Annotated in this window: 23 protein-coding genes and 1 tRNA gene; 13 read left to right on the top strand and 11 right to left on the bottom strand. The window is 65.1% G+C overall.

Features of this window, described 5'->3' with window-relative positions; translation table 11 throughout:
* Positions 1-15: 15 nt before the first annotated feature.
* The 3 genes from HUK72_RS16315 to pabB all read right to left on the bottom strand — a co-directional run bounded on the left by HUK72_RS16315 (position 16) and on the right by pabB (position 3344).
* Positions 16-1218, bottom strand: coding sequence for a pyridoxal phosphate-dependent aminotransferase (locus HUK72_RS16315; protein ID WP_176597656.1), 1203 nt, complete (start codon positions 1216-1218; stop codon positions 16-18).
* Positions 1219-1512: 294 nt separating this feature from the next.
* Entirely contained in the window at positions 1513-2136 is a 624-nt protein-coding gene (locus HUK72_RS16310; protein WP_176597655.1) for an aminotransferase class IV, read from the bottom strand.
* Positions 2137-2168: 32 nt separating this feature from the next.
* Positions 2169-3344 (bottom strand): aminodeoxychorismate synthase component I, encoded by a 1176-nt coding sequence (pabB, locus tag HUK72_RS16305; RefSeq protein WP_176597654.1) that lies wholly within the window; start codon positions 3342-3344, stop codon positions 2169-2171.
* Positions 3345-3438: 94 nt separating this feature from the next.
* Between pabB and HUK72_RS16300 the strand changes: the two genes are divergently transcribed.
* The gene (locus HUK72_RS16300; protein WP_176597653.1) at positions 3439-3822 is read left to right on the top strand and encodes a DUF983 domain-containing protein; all 384 of its coding nucleotides are present in this window, start codon (positions 3439-3441) and stop codon (positions 3820-3822) included.
* A gap of 3 nt (positions 3823-3825) precedes the next feature.
* Here HUK72_RS16300 and HUK72_RS16295 read toward each other — a convergent pair whose 3' ends face one another.
* Positions 3826-4263 (bottom strand): thioesterase family protein, encoded by a 438-nt coding sequence (locus HUK72_RS16295; protein ID WP_176597652.1) that lies wholly within the window; start codon positions 4261-4263, stop codon positions 3826-3828.
* A gap of 216 nt (positions 4264-4479) precedes the next feature.
* On the opposite strand from HUK72_RS16295, the gene HUK72_RS16290 reads away from it, so the two are divergent.
* Together HUK72_RS16290 and HUK72_RS16285 are read left to right on the top strand one after the other, a co-directional pair.
* Entirely contained in the window at positions 4480-5715 is a 1236-nt protein-coding gene (locus HUK72_RS16290; protein ID WP_176597651.1) for a YceI family protein, read from the top strand.
* A gap of 43 nt (positions 5716-5758) precedes the next feature.
* On the top strand, positions 5759-6907 hold the full coding sequence (locus tag HUK72_RS16285; protein WP_176597896.1) for an AI-2E family transporter: 1149 nt from the start codon (positions 5759-5761) through the stop codon (positions 6905-6907).
* A 52-nt stretch (positions 6908-6959) separates the two neighbouring features.
* On the opposite strand, the gene HUK72_RS16280 is transcribed toward HUK72_RS16285, so the two are convergent.
* The 3 genes from HUK72_RS16280 to HUK72_RS16270 all read right to left on the bottom strand — a co-directional run bounded on the left by HUK72_RS16280 (position 6960) and on the right by HUK72_RS16270 (position 11467).
* Positions 6960-8828, bottom strand: coding sequence for an ABC-F family ATP-binding cassette domain-containing protein (locus HUK72_RS16280; RefSeq protein ID WP_176597650.1), 1869 nt, complete (start codon positions 8826-8828; stop codon positions 6960-6962).
* A gap of 156 nt (positions 8829-8984) precedes the next feature.
* Entirely contained in the window at positions 8985-11261 is a 2277-nt protein-coding gene (locus HUK72_RS16275; protein WP_176597649.1) for a glycoside hydrolase family 3 N-terminal domain-containing protein, read from the bottom strand.
* 119 nt (positions 11262-11380) lie between these two features.
* Positions 11381-11467: transfer RNA gene (locus tag HUK72_RS16270), tRNA-Tyr, on the bottom strand.
* A 102-nt stretch (positions 11468-11569) separates the two neighbouring features.
* Here HUK72_RS16270 and rlmB point away from each other — a divergent pair.
* On the top strand, positions 11570-12310 hold the full coding sequence (gene rlmB, locus HUK72_RS16265) for a 23S rRNA (guanosine(2251)-2'-O)-methyltransferase RlmB (RefSeq protein WP_176597648.1): 741 nt from the start codon (positions 11570-11572) through the stop codon (positions 12308-12310).
* A gap of 30 nt (positions 12311-12340) precedes the next feature.
* Entirely contained in the window at positions 12341-13099 is a 759-nt protein-coding gene (locus HUK72_RS16260) for a hypothetical protein (protein WP_176597647.1), read from the top strand.
* Between the two features lie 218 nt (positions 13100-13317).
* Here the strand turns inward: HUK72_RS16260 and HUK72_RS16255 are convergent, their stop codons facing one another.
* Positions 13318-13635 (bottom strand): 2Fe-2S iron-sulfur cluster-binding protein, encoded by a 318-nt coding sequence (locus HUK72_RS16255; RefSeq protein ID WP_176597646.1) that lies wholly within the window; start codon positions 13633-13635, stop codon positions 13318-13320.
* 76 nt (positions 13636-13711) lie between these two features.
* Here HUK72_RS16255 and HUK72_RS16250 point away from each other — a divergent pair, with 76 nt between their 5' ends.
* The 3 genes from HUK72_RS16250 (at position 13712) to HUK72_RS16240 (ending at position 15067) form a co-directional block, all read left to right on the top strand.
* Positions 13712-14329, top strand: coding sequence for a DNA-3-methyladenine glycosylase (locus HUK72_RS16250; RefSeq protein WP_176597645.1), 618 nt, complete (start codon positions 13712-13714; stop codon positions 14327-14329).
* On the top strand, positions 14330-14557 hold the full coding sequence (locus tag HUK72_RS16245) for a DUF2188 domain-containing protein (RefSeq protein WP_176597644.1): 228 nt from the start codon (positions 14330-14332) through the stop codon (positions 14555-14557).
* Between the two features lie 72 nt (positions 14558-14629).
* On the top strand, positions 14630-15067 hold the full coding sequence (locus tag HUK72_RS16240; protein WP_176597643.1) for a response regulator: 438 nt from the start codon (positions 14630-14632) through the stop codon (positions 15065-15067).
* Here HUK72_RS16240 and HUK72_RS16235 read toward each other — a convergent pair.
* Positions 15012-16535, bottom strand: coding sequence for a sensor histidine kinase (locus HUK72_RS16235; RefSeq protein ID WP_176597642.1), 1524 nt, complete (start codon positions 16533-16535; stop codon positions 15012-15014). The two genes, HUK72_RS16240 and HUK72_RS16235, sit on opposite strands and share 56 nt — an antisense overlap.
* Positions 16528-17811 carry a UDP-N-acetylglucosamine 1-carboxyvinyltransferase gene (gene murA, locus HUK72_RS16230; protein WP_176597641.1) on the bottom strand — a complete coding sequence of 428 codons (1284 nt, stop codon included), beginning with the start codon at positions 17809-17811 and terminating at the stop codon, positions 16528-16530. Before murA ends, HUK72_RS16235 begins: the two co-directional genes overlap by 8 nt.
* Positions 17812-18073: 262 nt before the next feature.
* On the opposite strand from murA, the gene HUK72_RS16225 reads away from it, so the two are divergent.
* The gene (locus HUK72_RS16225) at positions 18074-18754 is read left to right on the top strand and encodes a Crp/Fnr family transcriptional regulator (protein ID WP_176597895.1); all 681 of its coding nucleotides are present in this window, start codon (positions 18074-18076) and stop codon (positions 18752-18754) included.
* Positions 18755-18898: 144 nt separating this feature from the next.
* On the opposite strand, the gene HUK72_RS16220 is transcribed toward HUK72_RS16225, so the two are convergent.
* Positions 18899-19465, bottom strand: coding sequence for an HNH endonuclease (locus HUK72_RS16220; protein ID WP_176597640.1), 567 nt, complete (start codon positions 19463-19465; stop codon positions 18899-18901).
* Positions 19466-19588: 123 nt separating this feature from the next.
* On the opposite strand from HUK72_RS16220, the gene gluQRS reads away from it, so the two are divergent.
* From gluQRS to HUK72_RS16200, 4 genes are all read left to right on the top strand, one after another.
* A complete protein-coding gene (gene gluQRS, locus HUK72_RS16215; RefSeq protein WP_255325750.1) occupies positions 19589-20467 on the top strand; it encodes a tRNA glutamyl-Q(34) synthetase GluQRS in 879 nt (292 codons plus the stop codon).
* A gap of 9 nt (positions 20468-20476) precedes the next feature.
* Entirely contained in the window at positions 20477-20710 is a 234-nt protein-coding gene (locus HUK72_RS16210; RefSeq protein WP_176597638.1) for a twin transmembrane helix small protein, read from the top strand.
* A gap of 16 nt (positions 20711-20726) precedes the next feature.
* A complete protein-coding gene (locus HUK72_RS16205; protein ID WP_176597637.1) occupies positions 20727-21296 on the top strand; it encodes a cob(I)yrinic acid a,c-diamide adenosyltransferase in 570 nt (189 codons plus the stop codon).
* 131 nt (positions 21297-21427) lie between these two features.
* Positions 21428-22318, top strand: coding sequence for a GGDEF domain-containing protein (locus HUK72_RS16200; RefSeq protein ID WP_176597636.1), 891 nt, complete (start codon positions 21428-21430; stop codon positions 22316-22318).
* Positions 22319-22379: the final 61 nt, after the last annotated feature.

Raw genomic sequence — 22379 nt, 5'->3', positions numbered from 1 at the left:
AGGGAGAATGGCGCATTATTTCAGCGCGGCGCAGGCTTCCTGAATGCGGGTGCAGGCCTTTTTCAGCACCTCTTCCGACGTGGCGTAGCTGATGCGGAAGGCGGGGGAGAGGCCAAAGGCGGCGCCATGGACGGCGGCGACCTTCGCTTCGTCGAGGAAATAGCCGATCAGCGCTTCGTCGCTGGTGATGACCTCACCCTTGGGCGTGGTCTTGCCGATCACGCCGCTGGCGTCGGGATAGACGTAGAAGGCGCCTTCCGGAGTCGGGCAGTCGAGGCCCGGCGCGTCATTCAGCATGGCGACGACCATGTCGCGGCGCTTCTTGAAGGCGGCATTGCGCTCTTCGAGGAAGTCTTGGTCGCCGGTCAGGGCGGCGACAGCGGCGGCCTGGCTGATTGAGCAGGGATTGCTGGTGGACTGCGACTGGAGCTTGCCCATCGCCTTGATGATCCATTCCGGGCCGCCCGCGAAACCGATGCGCCAGCCGGTCATGGAGAAGGCCTTGGAGCAGCCGTTGACCGTTAGCGTGCGGTCATAGAGGTCCGGACAGACCTGCGCGATGGTGGCGAAGGGGGTCGGCGCGTACCAGACATGCTCATACATGTCGTCGGTCATCACCAGCACATGCGGGTGACGCAGCAGCACTTCGCCAAGCGCCTTGAGCTCATCGGCCGAATAGGCCGCGCCCGAGGGGTTGGAAGGCGAGTTCAGCATGACCCACTTGGTCTTGGGCGTGATCGCGGCTTCGAGCTGGGCGGCGGTGATCTTGTAACCCTGGCTCGCCGGGCCTTCGATGAAGACCGGGGTGCCGCCCGCGAAGTTCACGATGTCGGGATAGCTGACCCAATAGGGCGCCGGGATGATGACCTCATCGCCCACATCGACGGTCGCGACCAGCGCGTTGAAGAGCGTGTGCTTGCCGCCCGAATTCACGCTGATCTGGCTGCGCTTGTAGATCAGGCCGTTGTCACGCTTGAACTTGAAGGCGACGGCTTCCTTGACGTCGGCGGTGCCGTCGACATCGGTGTAGCGGGTCAGATTGTTGCGAATCGCGGCAATACCCGCCTCTTTCACGAAATCGGGCGTATCGAAATCCGGTTCGCCGGCGGAGAGGCCAATCACGTCCACGCCTTCGGCTTTAAGGGCATTCACGCGCGCGCTCATCGCCAGGGTGGCGGAGGGCTGGATGCGACCGAGGGCTGCGGAAGTCTGGCTCATCGTGACAATCTTTCTCTAGAATCCCCTAGGTCCGCGTAAAGCGGACGCGAGGCTCCTTAGTGTGCAACGAAAGAAGGGGCAACCGCCAGTTGGCTTCCGCTGGCCGTAACGGCAGATTATGGGGTTTGGGAGGGGGGCGATGTGCGATTCATTGGGTAAGCGTTGTCTATAATGACACCCGTCATGCTGAACTTGTTTCAGCATCCATCATGCTCCACGAACTGCGGTGCCTGGGGAGAAATGGATGCTGAAACAAGTTCAGCATGACGATTAGGATAGGGTTATCAGTGGCCCTCAGCGCACCAGCGAAGCCGCCACCATGCCGCGCGCGGCGTTGCCGATGAAGAAGCCTTCTTCCAGATCGCGCGGGCGCAGCTCCTCCTCGATCGCCTCCCCCATGTCGATCAGGCTCCGGCGCAGCACGCCGGGAAGCAGCCCGCGGGAAAGCGGCGGGGTCAACAGCTTGTCGCCGCGCTCGACGAAGATAGAGGAGAAGCTGCCCTCCGTCAGATAACCCTGTTCGTCGGTCATCACCACTTCATAGGTGCCGCCACGCTGCAAGGCGTCGCGATAGACTGAGCGGTTGGTGGTCTTGTGCGCCAGCCGCGCATCGCTGGCGGGCGCATTGCGGGGGACGAGCGCCACCTGCATGATCGCCTGCGGCCAGGTGCGATACTCGCGCACCTCGATTGCGACCGAACCCTGGCGCGATACCAGCAGGCGTAGGCGGCTGCGTTCGCGCAGGCGAAAGGTCGCGGCTTGCAGCTCGTTGCGCACATCATGGCGGTCGAAGGCGAAATCGAGCGCCTCCGCGCTGGTCTTCAGCCGCTCCAGATGCAATTCCAGCAATCTGATGCCTTCGACCGGGTCGAAGGCCATGGTTTCGAGCAGATCGAACCGTCCGTCAGCCAATGCCATGAAAAACCTTGCAACTCCCTTGATATGATCCGTCAGGCCGGCGTGAGGAAGCGCCCCTTGGCCAGACATTCCGCCCATTCGGAAGCGACTTCCGAATCCGCGACGATGCCCGATCCCAGACCCAGGCGCCCCTCTCTGCTGCCTTCTTCGACGCAAATGGTGCGGATGGCAACATTGAAGGCGGCGTCGCCCGACGGATCGATCCAGCCCATCGAGCCGGTATAGACGCCGCGCGGAAACGCCTCCACCGCGTCCACGATCTCCATGGCGCGGACCTTAGGCGCGCCGGTGATCGATCCGCAGGGGAAGAGGACGCGCAGCACATCGACCGGGGACAGACCAGGCAGCAGGCGGGCGCGCACGGTCGACACCATCTGGTGAACGGTGGGATAGGTTTCGACCTTGAACAGATCGGGCACCGTGACCGTGCCGGCGTGGGAAACGCGGGAGAGGTCGTTGCGCAGCAGATCGACGATCATCAGATTTTCGGCGCGCTGCTTGGCGTCCCGTTCCAGCCATTGCACCAGTTCGGCGTCGCGGGCCAGGTCCGGGTCGCGGGGCGCGGTGCCCTTCATCGGGCGGGCGGTCAACTGGCCCCGCACATGGGTGAAGAACAGCTCCGGGGAGAAGGAGAGGATGGCATGCTCCCCGGTACGCAGCACGCCGCCATAGCCCGCCTGCTGGCGCGGACGCAGCGCGGCATAAAGCGCCATGAGGTCGCCCGTGAAATGCGCGGCGCAGGGGAAGGTCAGATTGACCTGATAGATGTCGCCGGCGCGGATATAATCCTGCACCTGAGCGAAGGCGGCGCGATAGGCGGCTTCATCGATCATCGGTTGGAGCCGGTCGACTCTGGCGGCGGCGGGATCGGGCAGCAGGGCGGGCATGTCCGCCGGGTCGATCAGCCGCACCCCTTCGAACAGGCCGAACCAGAGCAGCGGCGTCCTGGGCCGGTCCTGCCGGTGCCGCTCGGCCAGCGGGCGGAGCCGCTCCTCCAGCGCGAGACCCGCTTCATAGGCGATGAAGCCCGCCGCGTGCAGCCCCGCCTCCGCCGCTTCGGCCAGACGGTCGAGCGCGGGCTGCACCTCCGCCAGCCGGTGGGCGGCGATGACCGATACTGGATCGCGATAGAGGCGCGCAGGCGCCGGAGCCCGCGGACGGGCGTCGTCGAACAGGACGAAGGCTTCGGTCGGTCCCGGCAGGCGCATGGCCGCCCTCTTAACAGGCTTTGCCGCGCGCGTAAGCTCTAAGAGGGCGCGGACCATGTTGCATGGGCCGCGCATTGGCCATAGGGGGAAGGCCATGAGCGAGGGATTGCCCCGGAATGATGCGGCGCGGCCATTGCGGCCGGCGCTGGCGCTTGCCCTGCGGGGCCGCTGCCCGGCCTGCGGCGAAGGCCGGATGTTTGCGCGATTCCTGAAACCCGCCCACGCCTGCCGCCATTGCGGGCAAGCCTGGGACCAATCGCGGGCCGACGATTTCCCGGCCTATATCGTCATATTGCTGTTGGGGCACCTGCTGGTGCCGCTGATGATAGAGGTGAACGCGGCGCTCGACATTCCGCTGGGGCTGCAGGCGCTGCTGTGGCCGGCGCTGGCGATCCTGCTGGCGGTGGCGATGATCCAGCCCGTCAAGGGCGCCGTCATCGCCTTTCAGTGGAGCCGCCGGATGGACGGCTTTCGCTGAGCCCTATTCGGGGCGGATGATGAAGTTGCGTTCCATGGCTTCGCGCAGGCTTTCATCGATGCTGCGGCGTCCTTCGGAGCCATGGGTGACGACCGTCGTGTCGGCGGTGGCGACGCACACGCCCTTCTGAAAGCCCGCCGAGCTGATCGTCCAGCTCGTGCGGCCGATATGGCCGATCGCGCAGTGCACTTCGAATGGATAGGGGAAGTGCGCTTCCTCGACGAAATTGAGGTTCACATTGGCGACCAGCCAGCGCACGCCCTGTTCCTGCGGATGACGGCCGAGATGGTGGTGGAAGCGGATGCGGGCGGTTTCGAAAATCCCGGAGATCGCCACATTGTTGACATGGCCCATCGTGTCGATGTCCTGGAAGCGGGTGTCGATGCTGGTGACGAAACGATAAGCGTCCGGGCTGAGGCGCCAGGATTCGGGTTTGGCCATGTCCTGCTTGTCCTATGTCCTGTTTATCCTATGCTCTTAACCCCTGACGGCCGGGATGCAATCTTCGGGTCGAAATTGATCGGACTGCGACCTTTATGACACAGGCGCGAACGCGATCGTTCCAAGGCGGTAACGGATCGTTTCCAGGTGAAGCGATGGACTTCACCGCAAGCGCAGCATAGCTTCCGCGCCGGATTTCGCGCTCAAGGGGCCTTCATGCAACGCTATAGTCGGACCGCCATTTTCCTGCATTGGACGATCGCCGCCCTGCTCGCCTTCCAGATCGCCGTGGGATGGGCGCTGGAGGATCTGGGCGCTCGCGGGTTTGCGCTGTTCCAACTCCACAAGTCGATCGGCCTATCGATCCTGGCGCTGACCCTGGCGCGGATCGCCGTGCGTTACTGGAAGCCGCGTCCGGCGCCGGTTGAGGGCGGCTGGCAAGGCGCGCTGGCGAAGGCGGTGCATGCGGGCCTTTATGTCTTCATGCTGGGCGGGCCGCTCACGGGATGGGCGCTGGTGTCGACCGCGAAGGTGAAGGTGCCGACGCTGATCTTCGGCATCATCCCCCTGCCCCATCTGCCCCTGCCCATGGCCGCGCATGAACTGGCCGAGGGCGGACACGGCCTGATCGCCTGGATCGGCATCGCCCTGTTCGCGCTGCATGTCGCGGGCGCGCTGCGGCATCATTTCCTGATGGGCGACGGCTTGCTGTGGCGGATGATGCCGGCGCGATCTTCGGCGTTGCTGGTGGCTTTGCCTGCGCTGATCGCGGTTGGTTTCGTTCTGGGCCGCGTTATCCTGCCTGGCCCTGTGCCCAAGGCTGCCGCCGCGCCAAGCATAGCGACGGCGGTCGAGGAGGAGGAAGCGCCTGCCAATGTCGCTGAGCCGATCGCCAATGCCGCCAATGCGGCGGCTCCGGCCGAAGCGGCCAATGCGTCTGCGGCGGAAGAGCCTTTGGCCCCGCCGCCGTCCTGGGCGGTGCAGCCGGGCGGAACGATCGGCTTTTCGGTCGGCAATGGCGGCGAGACGATCAGCGGCCGCTTTTCCAAATGGACCGCGAAGATCGTGATGGACCCAGACCATCCCGACAGCGCCGACATTCGCGTCGAGATCGATCTGGCGAGCGCCAGCGTAGGTGACAGCTACAAGGACGGCATGCTGGCCGGGGACGAATTTTTCGGCGTGGCGGCCCATCCCAAGGCGGTCTTCACGGCAAAGGGCGCGGAAAAGACGGGCGCGAACGGCTATCGCGCATCGGGCACGCTGACGCTGAAGGGCGCGAGCAAGCCGCAGAGCATCCGCTTCACCCTGTCCGGCACGGGCAAGGCACGGAAAGTATCGGGGTCGGCCACCATCGCCCGCGCGCCCTTCGGCGTGGGCAATGGCGAGAGCGGCGCCGGGCTTGATCCCAAGGTGGCGGTCAGCTTCGGGTTCAGTGCACAGGCGGAATGATCGGCGGATAGATTTACATCCCGACTTCTGCCAAAGCGGCATGATGGACCGCATGAAGTCACCAGCCGCGCATATAGAGGACGGGGTTTTCCTGGGCTTCGTCCTTATCGTCTCGATCGCCTTCGCTCTGGTGATCGAGCCGTTTTTCGCCGCGATCCTGTGGGGCGTGATCGCCGCCATATTGTTCGCGCCGGTCAATCAGGCGCTGCTGCGCATGATGCCCCGGCGGCGCAACAGTTCCGCCGCCCTGACGCTGTTGCTGATCATCGCGCTGGTGATCGTGCCGGCCATCATCCTGGCCATGGCGCTGGTGCAGGAAGCGACCATCTTCACCGCCAAGGTGCAGTCGGGCGAGATCAATTTCGCCCGCATGTTCGCGCAGTTCCAGGCGAGCCTGCCGCACTGGGCCGCGGCCTTTCTGGAGCGGCTGGGCATCACCAATTTCGCCGCAGTGCGCGAGATGCTGAGCGAAGGCATCGCGTCGAGCTTCCGCACGGTGGCGGCGCAGGCGCTGCAAATCGGGCAAAGCGCGTTCAGCTTCCTGATGGCGCTGGGCGTGATGCTGTACCTGACCTTCTTCCTGTTGCGCGACGGGCCGAAACTGGCGGCGATGGTGGATCGGGCGGCGCCGATGCGGACCGCCTATCGCCAGGCGCTGATGCAGCAATTCGTCATCGTCACCCGCGCCACCATCAAGGGCAGCATCGTCGTCGCCATCGTCCAGGGGCTGATCGGCGGGATAGTGTTCTGGGCGCTTGGCTTGCCGGGGGCGCTGCTGTGGGGTGTGCTGATGGGGGCGTTCTCGCTGATCCCGGCGGTGGGGACGGGACTGGTCTGGGTGCCGGTCGCAATCTATCTGTTCGTGACCGGGGCGGTGGTGAAGGGATTGATCCTCGCCTTTTGCGGCATGTTCGTGATCGGGATGGTGGATAACATCCTCCGCCCAGTGCTGGTCGGGCGGGATACGCGGATTCCGGACTATGTGGTGCTGATCACGACGCTGGGCGGGATCGATCTGTTCGGGTTCAACGGCATCGTCATCGGACCCGTGATCGCGGCGCTGTTCATCGCGACCTGGAATATCGTGACCAAGATGCGGAGCGGAGCCGATGGGCTGGAAGGGCCTTTGACGGAGGAGGCACTCAACAATGAGAGCATCGTGCGGAAAAGTGGGAACCGGTTTTCCGAATAAACGCAACGCGCTCTATCTGCCGTGTTCCTGCGAAGGCAGTTCCATTCGGCTTTTATAGCTCTTCCAGCGCCCCGCTGGCTTCCATCCAGACTTCTTCCACCGCTTCCAGCTTCTTCTCGACCTCGGCGCGCTTCACCATGAGCTGCGTCATGGTCATCTTCGCCTCCGCCCCGGTCGCGGCCTTGGGATCGAACAGCGCCTGGTCGATGCGGCTGCGCTCGGCGGTCAGCGTCGCCATTTCCTTTTCCGCCTTGGCAATGGCGTTCTTCGCGGTCTTCTGCTTCTCGCGCCATTCGGCGGCGTTGCGCTTTTCCGCCTTGCGGTCGGTCTTCGGCGCGTCGCCGCCCGAGCCATTCCCGTCAGTCTTGCGCAGGATGATGTCGGTATAATCCTCCAGGCTGCCGTCGAAGGGCTGGGCCGTGCCGCCGTCGACCAGCACCAGCCGGTCGGCCACCAGCTCGATCATGTGACGGTCGTGGGAAACGATCACCACCGCGCCCGAATATTCGTTGAGCGCCTGCACCAGCGCCTCGCGGCTGTCGACGTCGAGATGGTTGGTCGGTTCGTCGAGGATCAGCAGATGCGGCGCATCGCGGGTGATGAGCGCCAGCGCCAGCCGCGCCCTCTCCCCGCCCGACATGGAGCCGACCTTCTGCGTGGCGCGCTCGCCGGTGAAACCGAAGCGACCGAGCTGGGCGCGCACGGCGGCGGGGGTCGCGCCCTTCATCACCCGGCTCATATGTTCGAGCGGCGTATCGGTGACGTCCAGCTCCTCCACCTGATATTGGGTGAAATAGCCGACATTCATCTTGGCCGAGGCGTTCATCGCGCCTTCCATCGGCTTCAACTGCGCGGCGATCAGGCGGGCGAGCGTGGTCTTGCCGTTGCCGTTGCGGCCCAGCAGCGCCAGCCGATCGTCGGGGTCGATGCGCAGATTGACGCGGCGCAGGACCGGCGTGTCGTCATAGCCGACCGCCGCCATGTCCATGGTGATGAGCGGCGGGCGCAATTCGGGCGGGCTGGGGAAGCCGAAATGCAGCGTCGGGTCCTCGATGGCGGCGGCGATGGGCTGCATCCTCGCGAGCGCCTTGGCGCGGGACTGGGCCTGTTTCGCGGTCGAGGCGCGGGCCGAGTTGCGGGCGACATAGTCCTGCAACTTCTCACGCTCCGCCTGCTGTTTGGCGCGGGCCGCTTCCTGTTGAGCGAGCCGTTCGGCGCGCTGCCGTTCGAACGCGTCATAGCCGCCGGGATAGAGGGTGATCTTCCCCCCTTCCAGATGCAGGATATAATCGACCACATTGTTGAGCAGGTCGCGCTCATGGCTGATCACGACCACGGTGCCGCGATAGGCCTTGAGGAAATTCTCCAGCCACAGCGTCGCTTCGAGGTCGAGATGGTTCGACGGCTCGTCGAGCAGCAGCAATTCGGGGTTGGAGAAAAGCAGCGAGGCCAATGCCACGCGCATCTTCCAGCCGCCGGAATAGCTGTCCAGCGGACGGCCCTGCATTTCCTCGTCGAAACCCAAGCCGACGAGGATGCGGGCCGCTCTGGCGGGCGCGGTGTAGGCGTCGATGGCGTTCAGCCGCTCATAGATATGGCCGAGGCGGTCGGGGTCTTCGGTATGCTCCGCCTCCGCCATCAGGGCGGCGCGTTCCTTGTCGGCGGCCAGCACGGTGTCGAAGGGCGTGGCGGTGCCGCTGGGAGCTTCCTGCGCGATATAGCCGAGGCGGGTGTCGCGGGGCATGTCGCAACTGCCTTCATCGGGGTCGATCTGGCCGATCATCACCTTCATCAGCGTCGACTTGCCCGCGCCGTTGCGGCCGATCAGGCCCACGCGGCTGCGCGGCGGCAGCGAAGCGCTGGCGCGATCAAGGATGGTGCGGCCGCCAAGGCGCACGGTGATGCCGTTCAGGGTAAGCATGGGGCGCCCTTTAAGCAGGATGGCGGGGGATGCCAAGCGGTGTGCTGCCTCGCCTCCCTTCCCGTCATTCCCGCGAAGGCGGGAATCCATCTCCTGACCTTGCAACCAAGGGATAGCTTAGGAGATGGGTCCCCGCCTTCGCGGGGATGACGAAAGTTATTTAGATGGCGTCGCGGCTTCCGCCGCATAAAGGGTGAACTGGCTGTGCAGCCCGCCATCGGAGCTTTGCCCCAGCCACAGGTCGAACAGGCCAGGCTCCGCGATGATCCTGCTCCCCGCCCCCACAAATTGCAGGTCGGTGCGGGAGAGGGAGAAGCGGACCGTCCTGCTCTCCCCCGGCCCAAGCGTGACACGCTCGATGCGTTTCAGCTCGCGGATCGGGCGGGTGCGGCTGGCCACGCGGTCGCGAATGTAGAGCTGCACCACCTCGCTGCCCTTGCGGGAGCCCTTGTTGGTCAGGCGGGCGGTGATTTCAATGGCGCGGTCCCAGCGCAGCGCCGTGTCGGACAGCTTCAGATTATCCAGCGCGAAATCGCTGTAGCCAAGGCCATGGCCGAATGAGAAGCGGGCGCTGTTATCCGTGGTGGCATAGCGCGAGCGATATTCGGTCCGGTTGTCGATCACGGGGCGGCCGGTCGACTTGCGGTCATAGAAGAAGGGCTCCTGCCCCGATTCCCATGGGAAGCTGACCGGCAGCTTGGCGGAGGGGTTTTCCTTGCCGAACAGGATGTCGGCTATGGCATGGCCGGACTCGGAACCCAGGAACCAGGTCGCGAGGATCGCCTGCGCATTGGCCACGCCATCATGCAGCGCCAGCGCCCGGCCATGACGGAGCAGCACGATGACAGGCTTGCCGGTGGCCGCGACGGCGTTGGCCAGAGCCTGCTGCACCACGGGGATTTCGATGGCGGTGCGCGATTGCGCTTCGCCCGACATGTCCTGCGATTCCCCGATGGCGAGGATGACGATGTCCGCAGCCTTGGCGGTCTCCACGGCCTGGGCGACGCCGCCATCGATGGGCGTCAAAATGCCGCTGCCCGGCGCGATGCGCAATTTACCGGGGTCCGGCATGGCGGCGCGCAGGCCGGTGGCGATGTCGACGCCCTTGCCCTTGTCGCCGTAAAAGGCCCAGGGGCCGTAGATATTGGCCTTGTCCTCCCCGAATGGACCAATGAGGGCGATGCTCTGCCCCTTGGCGGGATCGAGGGGCAGGATGCCGCTATTTTGCAGAAGCACGATCGAACGGACGCCGGCTTCGCGGGCCAGGGCGCGATGGGCGGGCGTGAAGATGCGGCTCTTTTCCGCCTCTTCATCGAGCGAACGATAAGGATTTTCGAACAGGCCGATGGCGGTCTTCACATAGAGGATGCGGCGGACGGCGACGTCGACCGTCTCCATCGGCACGGCGCCGCTCTTCACCAGATCGGGGATGTGGCGGATATAGAGGCCGCTCTGCATCGACATGTCGACGCCCGCCAATATGGCGAGGCGGGCGGCGTCGCGCTCATCCTCGGCATAGCCATGGGCGATCAGTTCCTCATCGGCGGTATAGTCGGAAAAGACGAAGCCGCGGAACTTCATCTCGCCGCGCAGCATGTCGGTGAGCAGGTCGCGGTCGGCGGTGGCGGGGACGCCGTTGATCTCGCTGAACGCCGCCATGGTGGTGAGCGCGCCCGCCGCAAAGGCCGCGCCGAAGGGCGGCAGATGGGTTTCGCGCAGCGTCTCGTCGCTGATGTCGACGCTGCCATATTCCAGGCCACCGGAGACCGCGCCATAGGCGGCGAAATGCTTGGGGCAGGCAAGCAGGCTGTCGGCGCGGCGCAGGTCGCGCCCCTGGAAACCGCGCACCCTGGCGGCGGCGAACAGGCCGCCGAGGGTGACATCCTCCCCCGCCCCCTCGACCACCCGGCCCCAGCGCTGATCGCGGGCGACGTCGACCATCGGCGCGAAGGTCAGGTGCAGCCCCGCCGCCGTTGCTTCGACAGCCATGGCGCGCGCGGTGCGTTCGGCCAGCGAGGGATCGAAGCTAGCCGATTCGCCCAAGGTCACCGGGAAGATGGTCTTGAGGCCATGGATCACGTCTCCCGCGAACAGCAGGGGGATGCCGAGGCTGCTTTGTTTGAGCGCGATGTCCTGTGCGCGGCGGGCCCCCGCTACGCCGATGCCGTTGAACAGGCAGCCGACGCGGCCCTTGCGGATTTCGTCGGCCAGATCCTTTTCATTCTGGATGCCGACCTGCGGATTGGGTGGATTATAGGGGCGGAAGCTGTCGGCCAGGCAGGTCATCTGGCCCGCCTTTTCCTCTATGGTCATGCGGGCGATGAGATCGTCCACACGCTCCACCTCGCTCGCGGCGAAGGCACGGCGGGGAAGCGGGAGAGTGAGGAAGCCGGCAAGGGCTGCGGTCAGGACGGCGCGGCGGTCGAGTGTCATCAAGGGAAAGTGTAGCAGATTCGGATGAAACGCACTTATCCCGTCAACGCGTGCAAGAAAGCAACCGGCGGAGAGATGGGAGGAGGCTGGAGGCCGACCAACGCGGCCTGAGGGAGCGATGGTGGACAGGGCTGGATTCGAACCAGCGTACGGGAAACCCGGGCAGATTTACAGTCTGCTGCCTTTAACCACTCGGCCACCTGTCCAGTCGCCATACCGTTTCGGGGAAGCCCCGATCGGCTGGAGGGCGCTCCAATGGCGAAAGGAGACTTGCCTGTCAATGGTCGAATGTGAAAAGAGCGCATCCCATGAAAAGAGGAAACCGCACCGGGAAGGCCAAAGGCACTTTTCCCCGCTTTTATGGACGGCATGCCGTCATCGCCGCGCTCGCCAATCCGGACCGGGTGGTGCGCAAGATCTGGGGAACGCGGGAGGCGCTGAACGCGCTCGACCTGCCCCCGATCCTGCCCATCGTCTATGCCGATGGCGCCGATCTGGGCCGCATGGTCCCGTCCGACGCGCCGCACCAGGGCATCGTGGCGGAGGTCGAACCGCTGGACGATGTCTGGCTGGGCGATGCGCTGGAGGCCGGGGCTGACGATAATCGCCCCGTGCTGGTGCTGGACCAGGTAACCGACCCGCATAATGTCGGCGCGATCCTGCGGTCGGCGGCGGCGTTCGACGCGCTGTGCATCGTGACGCAGGACCGCCATGCTCCACCCGAATCGGGCGTGCTGGCGCGGTCGGCGTCGGGCGCTCTGGAAATCGTGCCCTGGGTGCGGGTGGTGAACCTGGCCCGCGCGCTGGATGAGATTGCGGAGGCGGGTTACTGGCGCATCGGGCTGGACGGCGAGGCGGAACAGACGCTGGGCGAGGCGATCGGCACGTCGCGGGTCGCGCTGGTGCTGGGGGCCGAGGGCGAAGGGCTGCGGCACAACAGCATGGCGCATTGCGACATTTTGGCTAAACTGCCGATCAGCCCGCGCATGGAAAGCCTGAACGTGTCCAATGCCGCGGCGATCGCCCTTTATGCGGCTGCCAGCCGGTAGGCGCATAAAGGGACTGACAGGGGGTTGGACATGGCCACTTTTTCCCGCGTCGCCGCTGCGCTGGCGGCCAGTCTGCTGCTTTCGGCCTGTCTGGTGACGCCGGGCAAGTTCGAATCGACGCTCGACATTCGCGCCGACCGGAGCTTCAGCTTCACCTATAAGGGCGAGATATTGGCGACCGATATGGGCAAGGGGCTGGGCTCCACGCCCGGCGACGGCGGCGACGATCCGATCGACGGCGTGCCGCCCAAGGACCAGCAGAGCAGCCTGCGCACCGCCCTCCAGGGCAAGGCCGAGGAACGGTTCGACGGCCCGGACAGCAAGAGCGGGGACAAGAGCGACGAGCAGCAGATGCAGGCCATCGCGGCTGCGCTTTCCAGGGAAAAGGGCTTTCGCTCAGCCCGTTACATGGGCAATCACCGCTTCGAGATCGACTATGCGATCAGCGGCAGGCTGACCCACGCCTTCCTCTTCCCCTTCAACAGCGACGCGCAGATCGTCCTGCCCTTCGTCGCGGTGGAACTGCGCGGGGCGGACCGGGTGCGGGTCAAGGCGCCGGGCTACTCCAACGGCTATGACAAGAGCCAGAACCCGATGGGCGGCAGCAGTGCGGGCGACGATGCGGCCAAGGCGCTGGACGGCACCTTCACCCTCACCACCAATGCGGAGATCGTCAGCCAGAATCAGGAAGACGGCGCGCAGGACACGCCGCAGGGCAAGCGGATCGTCTGGAAGGTGACGCCCATGACCAGCGAAGCGCCCGCCGCCACGTTGAAGGTCAAGCCTTAACGCGGCGTGGATGTGCTGGGCGCTGGTTTGGTAGAGAGCGGACAGTCCGAGGTGCCCTCTTCTTACAGCGCACCGTGCTCCTGCGAAGGCAGGAGCCCAGTCCCACCCTCGGTGGATAATCGGACCATCTGAACTGGGCAGCACGGTACGCTTAACGGCTAGGAATGACCGCGATGGGCCATTCCCGGCCAAGCCCCCCATGATCCCGTCGACCGGGCTCAATCTTCCGGCGCGATGGTGATGCGCAGGCCGTCCAGCGAATCGCTGAAGGTCAACTGGCACGACAGGCGGCTGGTCTCGTTGCGATGATCGGAGCTGTCGAGCAGGTCGTTCTCATCCTCGCTGACCGCCGGCAGGCTGTCGGCAAAGGCAGGGTCGACATAGACGTGGCAAGTCGCGCAGGAGCAGCAGCCGCCGCACAGAGCCAGCAATTCGTCAAAGCCGTTGTCGCGGATGATTTCCATCACGGAAAGGCCGCTCTGCCCCTCCACCGCCTGCTCTTCGCCCGAACGGTTGACCACGATCAATTTCGCCATGTACCCAGGTCCCTCAAAATTTTCCCGCCGCTCATGTCGGACGGGCAGCGGGAAATCAAGGGCGGACCGCAATTCTATGGTGACCACGGCAGAACAATTGCGCGCCAGCCTGGATAATATCGCCGCGATGGAGCCCGGTTTCGCCGCCGCGATCGGCCGGGTCGGCTATCCTCTGCCCCGTGTCCGCGAGCCGGGCTATGAAACCTTGCTGCGCACCATCGTCGGCCAGCAGGTGAGCGTCGCGGCGGCGGCGGCGGTATGGCGCAAGCTGGAGGCGGAACTGGGCGAAGGCTGCGCGCCCGACGCGCTGCTCGCCCGCGACTTCGATGCCTTGCGCGCCTGCGGCCTGTCGCGGCAGAAGCAGGGCTATGCCCGCAGCCTGGCCGAACTGGTGGTGAGCGGCGGCATCGACCTGCGCGATTTGCCCGCCGATGACGAGGAAGCCATCGCCCAACTGGTGCGAATCAAGGGGATCGGGCGCTGGTCGGCGGAAATCTACCTGCTGTTCGCGGAAGGGCGGCCCGACATCTGGCCGGCGGGCGACCTGGCCGTGCAGATCGAGGTGGGACGCATATTGGGCCTGCCCAAACGGCCCAGCGAAAAGCTGACGCGCGAACTGGCCGAAGGCTGGCGCCCCCATCGCGGCGCGGCGGCGATCATGGCCTGGCATCATTATAATACGGAGGTTTTGTAGGTGTCCCTGCCCCATGCCCGCTACATCGTCCTGGAACATGAGGGCGTATGGAAGATCAATCTCGACAATCGCTATTATGGGCCGTTCGCGACGCGCGAAGCCGCTGTGGAAAACGCCACGGCGACAGCGCGCAAGGCTGGCGAGGCGGGTTATCCGGCCTCTGTCCTGCTGATGCGGGGGACCGATTTCGAGACGCTCTGGACCAGCGTTCCGGACAATAGCGGGTGAAAGTTTTTTCGCGCCTGCGGGAACCGGCTGGCGATTTGCGCATTTATCGCCTCCAGTTGCGTGGGTTTTGGGATGAGCAAAAAGGTTCTGATCGTAGAAGACGAGATTTTCGTCGCACTGGAGATCGAGCATATCGTCGAGGATGCGGGGTTCACGGTCGGCGCCATCGCGGCCGATCGTCAGGCGGCGCTTGACGCGGCCGATGATTGCGACATCGCGCTGGTCGACCTCAATCTGCGCGACGGACCGACGGGGCCTGGCATCGGCGTCGAACTGGCCAGCCAATATGGCATCCGCGTCATCTATGTGACCGCCAATCCCGCGCAGATCGGCGCGGCCTCCGCCGCCGCGCTCGGCGTCATCACCAAGCCGTTCCGCGCCCGCAGTATCGCGGAAACCCTGCTTCTGGCGGCGACCGATCAGCCGGAATTGGAAGCCGCCGAAATCGCCGGTTTCACGCCTTTCCTGCCGTCGTCCGGCTCATGGACCGGGCTGGAATCCAGAGGCTGAGGCAGAGGCCTTCGGGCCGCCAGTCGCGGATCATGCGTCCCCCCAATTGCCGTTCGATGCTGAGCTGCATCAGCCGGCTGCCAAAGCCCTGACTGGTCGCGGGAACGGCGGGCGGGCCGCCCTCTTCCCGCCAGTCGATGCGGATGTCCCCATCCTCGCCCCGCACCTCTATCGCGACGCGGCCTTCGGGCACGGAGAGCGCACCATATTTGGCGGCGTTGGTCGCCAGCTCATGGAATAGCAGCGCCAAGGGCGTGGCCGAACGGTCGTCAATGGCGGGATTGTCCCCGAAATAATGGATGCGGGGCCCGAGCGCGTCGCGATAGGGCGCGAAAATCTGCTCCAATATGCCCCAGAGCAGACCCTCGCCATGATCGGGTTGGGAATTGGGGCCGTGCGGCCGCACGAAATCATGGGCGCGGCCCAGCGCCATGATGCGGTCGCGCAGATCGTCGGCAGCCGCGCGGATTTCGGGATGCGTGCGCGCCGACAGACCGATCAGACCGGAAATCACCGAAAAGATGTTCTTGATGCGGTGGGACAGTTCATGGGCGATGACCTCCCGCTCCTCCACCATCGCGATCTGGTCGTTGATGTCGGTGCAGGTGCCGATCCAGCGGATGATCGTCCCTTCCCCATCCCGGATCGGCAGCGCGCGGCCCAGCGTCCAGCGATAGTCGCCGCCATGATGGCGCATGCGATATTCGATCTCATAGGGATCGCCGGTCGCCAGGCTGTGGCGCCAGCGTTCCCAGGCCCGCGGCTGATCCTCCGGATGGAAGATGGCGCTCCACCCCTCGCCATCGGTGGCGCCCTGCGGGACGCCGGTAAATTCGTACCACCGGGCGTTGAAATAATCATTGTAACCATCGGGCAGAGCCGACCAGACCATTTGCGGCATGGTGTCGGCCAGGGTGCGGAACATGCGGTCGCTTTCGACCACCGCCTGCGCGTCCTTTTCCTGCTGGGCAATGACGTCGCGGTCGCGGCGGCGCCCTTCCAGTTCCACCATCACCTGCCGGGCCAACAGCGTCAGTCCCTGCCGCTGGAGAGGGGTGAGGTCCGGACGCGGCTTGTCGTCGATGACGCAGAGCGCGCCCAGCGAGCCGCCCTCTCTGTCGATCAGCGGCGCGCCGGCATAGAAACGGATGAAAGGCGCGCTGGTCACAAGCGCATTATCGGCAAATTGCGGGTCGAGCGTGGCGTCGGGCACCACGAAGATCGCGTCTCCCAGCATGGCATGGGCGCAGAAAGACACGTCGCGGGGCGTTTCCTCCGCATCCAGTCCGGTGCGGGCCAGGAAGCGCTGACGATCTTCCTCGACGATGCTGACGAGCGCGATCGGCGTTTCGCAGAGCGCGGCGGCAAAGGCCGTAATCTGATCGAGCGTGGCAAAGCCGCCGGTATCGAGATCGTAGCGCGCCAGCAGCGCCGCGCGATCGGTCTCGAGCCCGCGCCCTTCAGCCATCGCTGACGCGCTCTATGTCGGCGCCAACGGCGGAGAGTTTTTCTTCCAGCCGTTCATAACCCCGGTCGAGATGATAGACGCGGTTGACCTGGGTTTCGCCCTCGGCGGCGAGGCCCGCGAGGATCAGGCTCATCGAGGCGCGCAGATCGGTCGCCATGACGGGCGCGCCGACCAGCTTGTCGACGCCGCGCACCACCGCCGTGCGGCCGTTGACGCCGATATCCGCGCCCATGCGCGCCAGTTCGGGGACGTGCATGTAGCGGTTCTCGAAGATCGTCTCGGTCAGCACTGACGCGCCGTCCGCCAGCGTCAGCATCGCCATGAACTGCGCCTGCATGTCGGTCGGGAAGGCCGGGAAAGGTGCGGTCGAGATAGTGAGCGGGCGCAGCCTGCCGTCCGCCGACACCTTGATGCCATCCTTCAGTTCCTCGACATGAACGCCCGCATCGCGCAGCGCGGCTAGGATGGCGTGCATGTCGTCGGCGCAGGCCCCCGCCAATTCCAGCGAGCCGCCGGTGATCGCGGCGGCGCAGGCATAGCTGCCCGCCTCTATCCGGTCGGGCATCACGCTGTAGGTCGCGCCGTGCAGACGGTCGCGGCCGTGGATGATGAGCTTGTCGGAACCGACTCCCTCTATGTCGGCGCCCATAGCGATCAGCAGCTTGCAGAGGTCGACGATCTCCGGCTCCCGCGCCGCATTTTCCAGGATGCAAGTGCCCTTGGCCAACACCGCCGCCATCACCGCATTTTCGGTCGCGCCGACCGACACCACCGGGAAGGTGTAGATGCCGCCGGGCAGGCCGCCGTCGGGCGCGCTGGCGCGGACATAGCCGGCATTGATCTCGATGATCGCGCCAAAGGCTTCCAGCGCCTTCAAGTGCAGGTCGATGGGTCGGTTGCCGATGGCGCAGCCGCCGGGCAGCGACACCCGCGCCTCGCCCGCGCGGGCAAGCAGCGGACCCAGCACCAGGATCGACGCGCGCATCTTGCGGACAATGTCGTAAGGCGCCTCGGTCGAGGTGACGCGGCCTGCGCGCAGCGTCATGACGCGGCCGAAATCCTCCGGCCGGGCGCCCTCGATCATGGTCGAGACGCCAAGCTGGTTCAGCAGATGGCCGAAACTGTCGACATCCGCCAGGCGCGGCAGATTGCGCAGCGTTACGGGCTCGTCGGTCAGCAGCGCGCAGGGCAGCAGCGTCAGGGCGGCGTTTTTCGCGCCGGAAATGGGAAGGCGGCCGTTGAGCGCTTTGCCGCCGCGAATGTGAATGCGGTCCATCGCTGGGTTCTTACCGTTAATTGCGGTTTTCGCAAGGCGGTCGGCACGGCATCGGGACTGCCTGCCTTTTTCTGACACCGCGATGAAACATTTGTGCGTTCGCGCGCCCATTATTGATCGAGTTTAGTGCATCTTGCGCAAATGCAGCCAAAAGACGCGTGGGGCGTTTTGCCATCGTAACGAGAATGCAAACAAGAAGGTGTTTTTGGTGGCAACAAGTTGTTTCGCGGACAGGCTGGCGAAGCATGTGCCCCTGTCCGATATGGAGAAGAAGGCGCTTGCAAGGCTGGAAGAAAATCCCCGCAAGGTAAGGCGCGGCGCGATGATCCAACGCGTCAACGACACGGTGACCGAGCTGTTTGTCCTGCGCGAAGGACGGGTGATGAGCTTCGTCATTCTGCCGGACGGGAGCCGGCAGATATTGCGCGTCTATTTTCCCGGCGACTTCATCGGATCGGCCAGCACGGTCTACAACCGGGCGCCGGAATCGCTGGTGGCGCTGTCGGACGCGATCATCTGTCCGTTCGACAAGCATGCGCTGCGCCGGTTGCTGGAGGAATATCCCAGGGTCGCCGCGCTGCTGTTCCTGCTGTCCAATGCGGAGCGCGTCGCGCTGACGGACCGGCTCGCCTCATTGGGGCGAACGTCGGCCAAGGCGCGGGTCGCCTCCTTCCTGCTCGATATTTTCGACCGGTTGAGGGTGACGGACGACGGGATCACCGACAGTTTCGACCTCAAGCTGACGCAGGAGGAGATTGGCGACGCGATCGGCCTCACCTCCGTCCATGTGAACCGGATGATCCGGCAGATGGAGCAGGAAGGGCTGATTAGCCGGGCCAATGGGCGGATCACTCTGCGCGACATGCCGCGGCTGGAAGAGATCGGCCATTATACCAACCGGCACAAGGATATGGACCTGGACTGGTTGCCGGCTTCGGGTTGAGAGCCGCTTCAACCCCAAGCAATGTGCCCCTGTGAAGGCACTGAAGCGAGACAAGTGGCTCGCATTCAGCCCAGGCCCGCCGTTTGAACTGGGCTCCTGCCTCCGCAGGAGCACATATTTTTCCCAGGCGACACCACACGCCATTCAGGCCAGCAGTTCGACGTCCCAATAAAGCCAGTCGTGCCAGCTTTCATGCAGATAGTTGGGCGGGAAGGCGCGGCCATGTTCCTGCAACTGCCAGCTCGTCGGGCGGATCGGCGTCACGTGGAGCCGCATATGCGCTTCCTTGGGCGTGCGGCCGCCTTTCTTCAGGTTGCAGGGGGAGCAGGCCGTGGCGACATTTTCCCAGGTCGTGCGGCCGCCGGCACGGCGCGGAATGACATGGTCGAAGGTCAGGTCATGGGGCGAACCGCAATATTGGCAGGCGAACTTGTCGCGCAGGAACAGGTTGAACCGGGTGAAGGCGGGATGTTCCGACGGCTTCACATATTGCTTCAGCGCGATCACCGAAGGAATCTGCATCTGCATGCTGGGACTGTGCACCTGCCGCTCATAGCTGGCGACGATGTCCACCCGATCCAAAAAAACCGCCTTGATGGCGGTTTGCCAGGGCCAGAGGCTCAACGGATAATAGCTTAACGGCGTGTAGTCCGCATTCAAGACCAGGGCCGGACAGTTTTCCGGATGTCGTATCAGGTCGGGATGGTACATATATTACCCTTCAAGCCCCTTTGCCTCCGCTCTGATTGACCAGAAACGTGACGGGAGCATGACAGCATTAACAACCCCATCCCGTCAAGGGCCAGTATGATTCAATCGGCCGAACCACAGCATATGGTGACTCGCTTCGCGCCGAGCCCAACCGGTAGGTTGCATGTCGGACACGCCTGGTCGGCGCTGCTGGCCATGGACCTGGCCCATGCGCTGGGCGGATCGTTCCGCCTACGGATCGAGGATATAGACGGCACGCGCAGCCGGCCGGAGCATGTGGCGGGGATCGTCGAGGATCTGCGCTGGCTGGGTATCGCATGGGATGGCGACATCGTCTTCCAGTCGGAACGGCTGGACCATTATGAAGCGGCGTTGCGGCGGCTGGAGGCGATGGGATTGCTCTATCCCTGCTTCTGCACCCGCGCCGACATCATAGCGAGCGCCACCGCGCCGCATGGGCCGGAAGGGCCGGTCTATCCGGGGACATGCCGGGGATTGGCCAGCGACGAACGGGCCCGGCGGATCGCGGCGGGCGATCCCCATGCCTGGCGGATCGACATGGCGCAGGCCGTGGAACAGGCGGGGCCTCTGACGTGGAACGCCCTGCCCTTTCCCCCCGGAGAAGCGGCACGAGCGCAGGCGATCCAGGCCAGACCGCTGGCAGCGGGCGATGTCGTGCTGGCGCGCAAGGACGCCCCCGCCAGCTACCATCTCTCCTGCACGCTGGACGATGCGGCGATGGACGTGAGCCATGTGCTGCGCGGCGGCGACCTGTTAAACGCGACGGATATTCACCGGCTGATCCAGGCGCTGCTTGGCCTCCCCTCTCCCTTTTATGTCCACCACCCCCTGCTGCTGGGGCCAGACGGCAGGCGGCTGGCCAAGCGCGACGGATCGATCGCGCTGGCCGATCTGCGGGCGCAGGGCGTCGATCCGCGACGCCTGGCCGACGATCTGCGCCAGGCGCGCTTTCCGATTGGCATTTCCTTGGGCAAGGCCTAGATTCACGCCATGAACATCATTCTTGTCATCGCCCTGATCCTGGCCATGGGCGCCACCCTGTTCGCGCTGATCCGGGGGATCATCGCCTTTCTGCAGGCGACCAAGGAACAGTTGAACTCGCCCGACGGTGGGCCCAGCCAGTCCAGCCTGAAGCAGAACAGGATGATGATGAACCGCATCCTGTTCCAGGCGGTGGCGGTGATCATCGTCGCCATATTGCTGCTGATGAAGGGCAACGGTTGAAGGGCCGCGACCCGTCATGGTGAAGCTCAACAAGATCTACACCCGCACCGGGGACGCGGGAACGACCGGCCTTGTCGACGGTTCGCGCCTGCCCAAGCACGCCCCGCGCATGCAGGCAGTGGGCGACGTGGATGAGGCGAACAGCGCCATCGGGCTGGCCATCGTGGCGATCGGCAAGGCGCCCGAGGCGGAGTGGCTGACCATGATCCAGAATGATCTGTTCGATCTGGGCGCCGACCTCGCCACGCCCGTGCCGGAGGGGGAGGACGCGCCCTGGGCGCTGCGCATCGTCACCTCCCAGGTCGAGCGGCTGGAGCGGCAGATCGACGCGATGAACGCTGAACTGGCGCCGTTGGACAGCTTCGTCCTGCCGGGCGGGTCGCCCGCCGCCGCCGCCGTGCATCTGGCCCGCGCCGTCACCCGTCGCGCCGAACGCAGCGCGACCGCCGCCGCGGCCGAGGTGGCGCTCAATCCCCAGGCGCTGGCCTATCTCAACCGGCTGTCCGACCTGCTGTTCGTGCTGGCCCGGCGGCTGAACGGCAATGGCGCGGATGACGTGAAATGGGTGCCGGGGGCGTCCCGCTAACCATTCGACTCAGGGGCGGCACGGCTCGTCCATGGCGCGCGCGCGGAGCTGCGCGTTAACCCTGTTCCTTCATGCCCTTTTTACCCGCCGCACCAATTTTGGGCCCCGATTTCAACCGCTGGGGGCCAGGGATGCAATTCTATCTCACAACATCCTTCATCTTTCCCCGTTCCCTGCGGTTCCGCCTCTTCGCCCTCTGCTTCGTCACCACCCATTTGCCGCTGCTGGGCTATATGGGCTGGGGAGCGGCGACAGGGCGGATCGCCTGGGCGGAGTTCATCGTCCTGACGCTCGCCACCATGGCGGGCGCCGCCGGGGCGCTGCTGGGCATCGGCGCGTTGCTGGACCCGATCCACGCCCTGGCGGATGCGCTGCACCCGCAAGAGGGGACGGAGCGCAAGACAGGCGCGCCGACCCTGCCGGAAGTCAGCGACATCATATTCCGGCTCTTTTCCGGGATGCGCCTTTCCGGGGTGCGCCGGGCGGCCACCGCCACGCAGGAACAGATCGACGAACTGAACATCGCCGCGCATGAGGATGCTCTGACCGGCATCGCCAACCGGCGCGGTTTCCTGGCGCAGCTCGACGCGCTGCCGCTTTCCCGGCGCCGGGGGTGCATCGCGATCATCGACCTCGACCATTTCAAGCAGGTCAACGACGTGCTGGGCCATGATGCGGGCGACCGGCTGTTGACCGGCTTCGCCACGCGCCTGTCGTCGCAGACCCGCCGCATCGACATCGTCGCTCGCTGGGGCGGCGAGGAATTCGCTATCTTCTATCAGGACGCGATCGAGGATGAGGCGAGCTGGTCGCTGGCGCGCATCGCGGAACGGATGCGGCAGGAACCGGTCGGCGCGGTGAACGGCCAGCCGGTCACCTTCTCCGCCGGGCTCTGCGCCTGGCGCGGCGGTCCGGTGACGGCGGCGATCAGCATGGCCGACGAGGCGCTCTACCACGCCAAGCGATCCGGACGCGATCAGATCCAGCGAGCGGCGAGGCCTTCTGCTTCCGCTTATGGCTGAGGGATTTGGCTGCGTTCGGGATTGGGTGGATTCAAGACATTCCTGCTCTCGTCACCCGGAC

It is taken from the genome of Sphingobium sp. 15-1 (assembly GCF_013375535.1).
Taxonomy (GTDB): Bacteria; Pseudomonadota; Alphaproteobacteria; order Sphingomonadales; family Sphingomonadaceae; genus Sphingobium; species Sphingobium aromaticivastans.
This window is presented reverse-complemented; position numbering and strand designations above follow the sequence as displayed.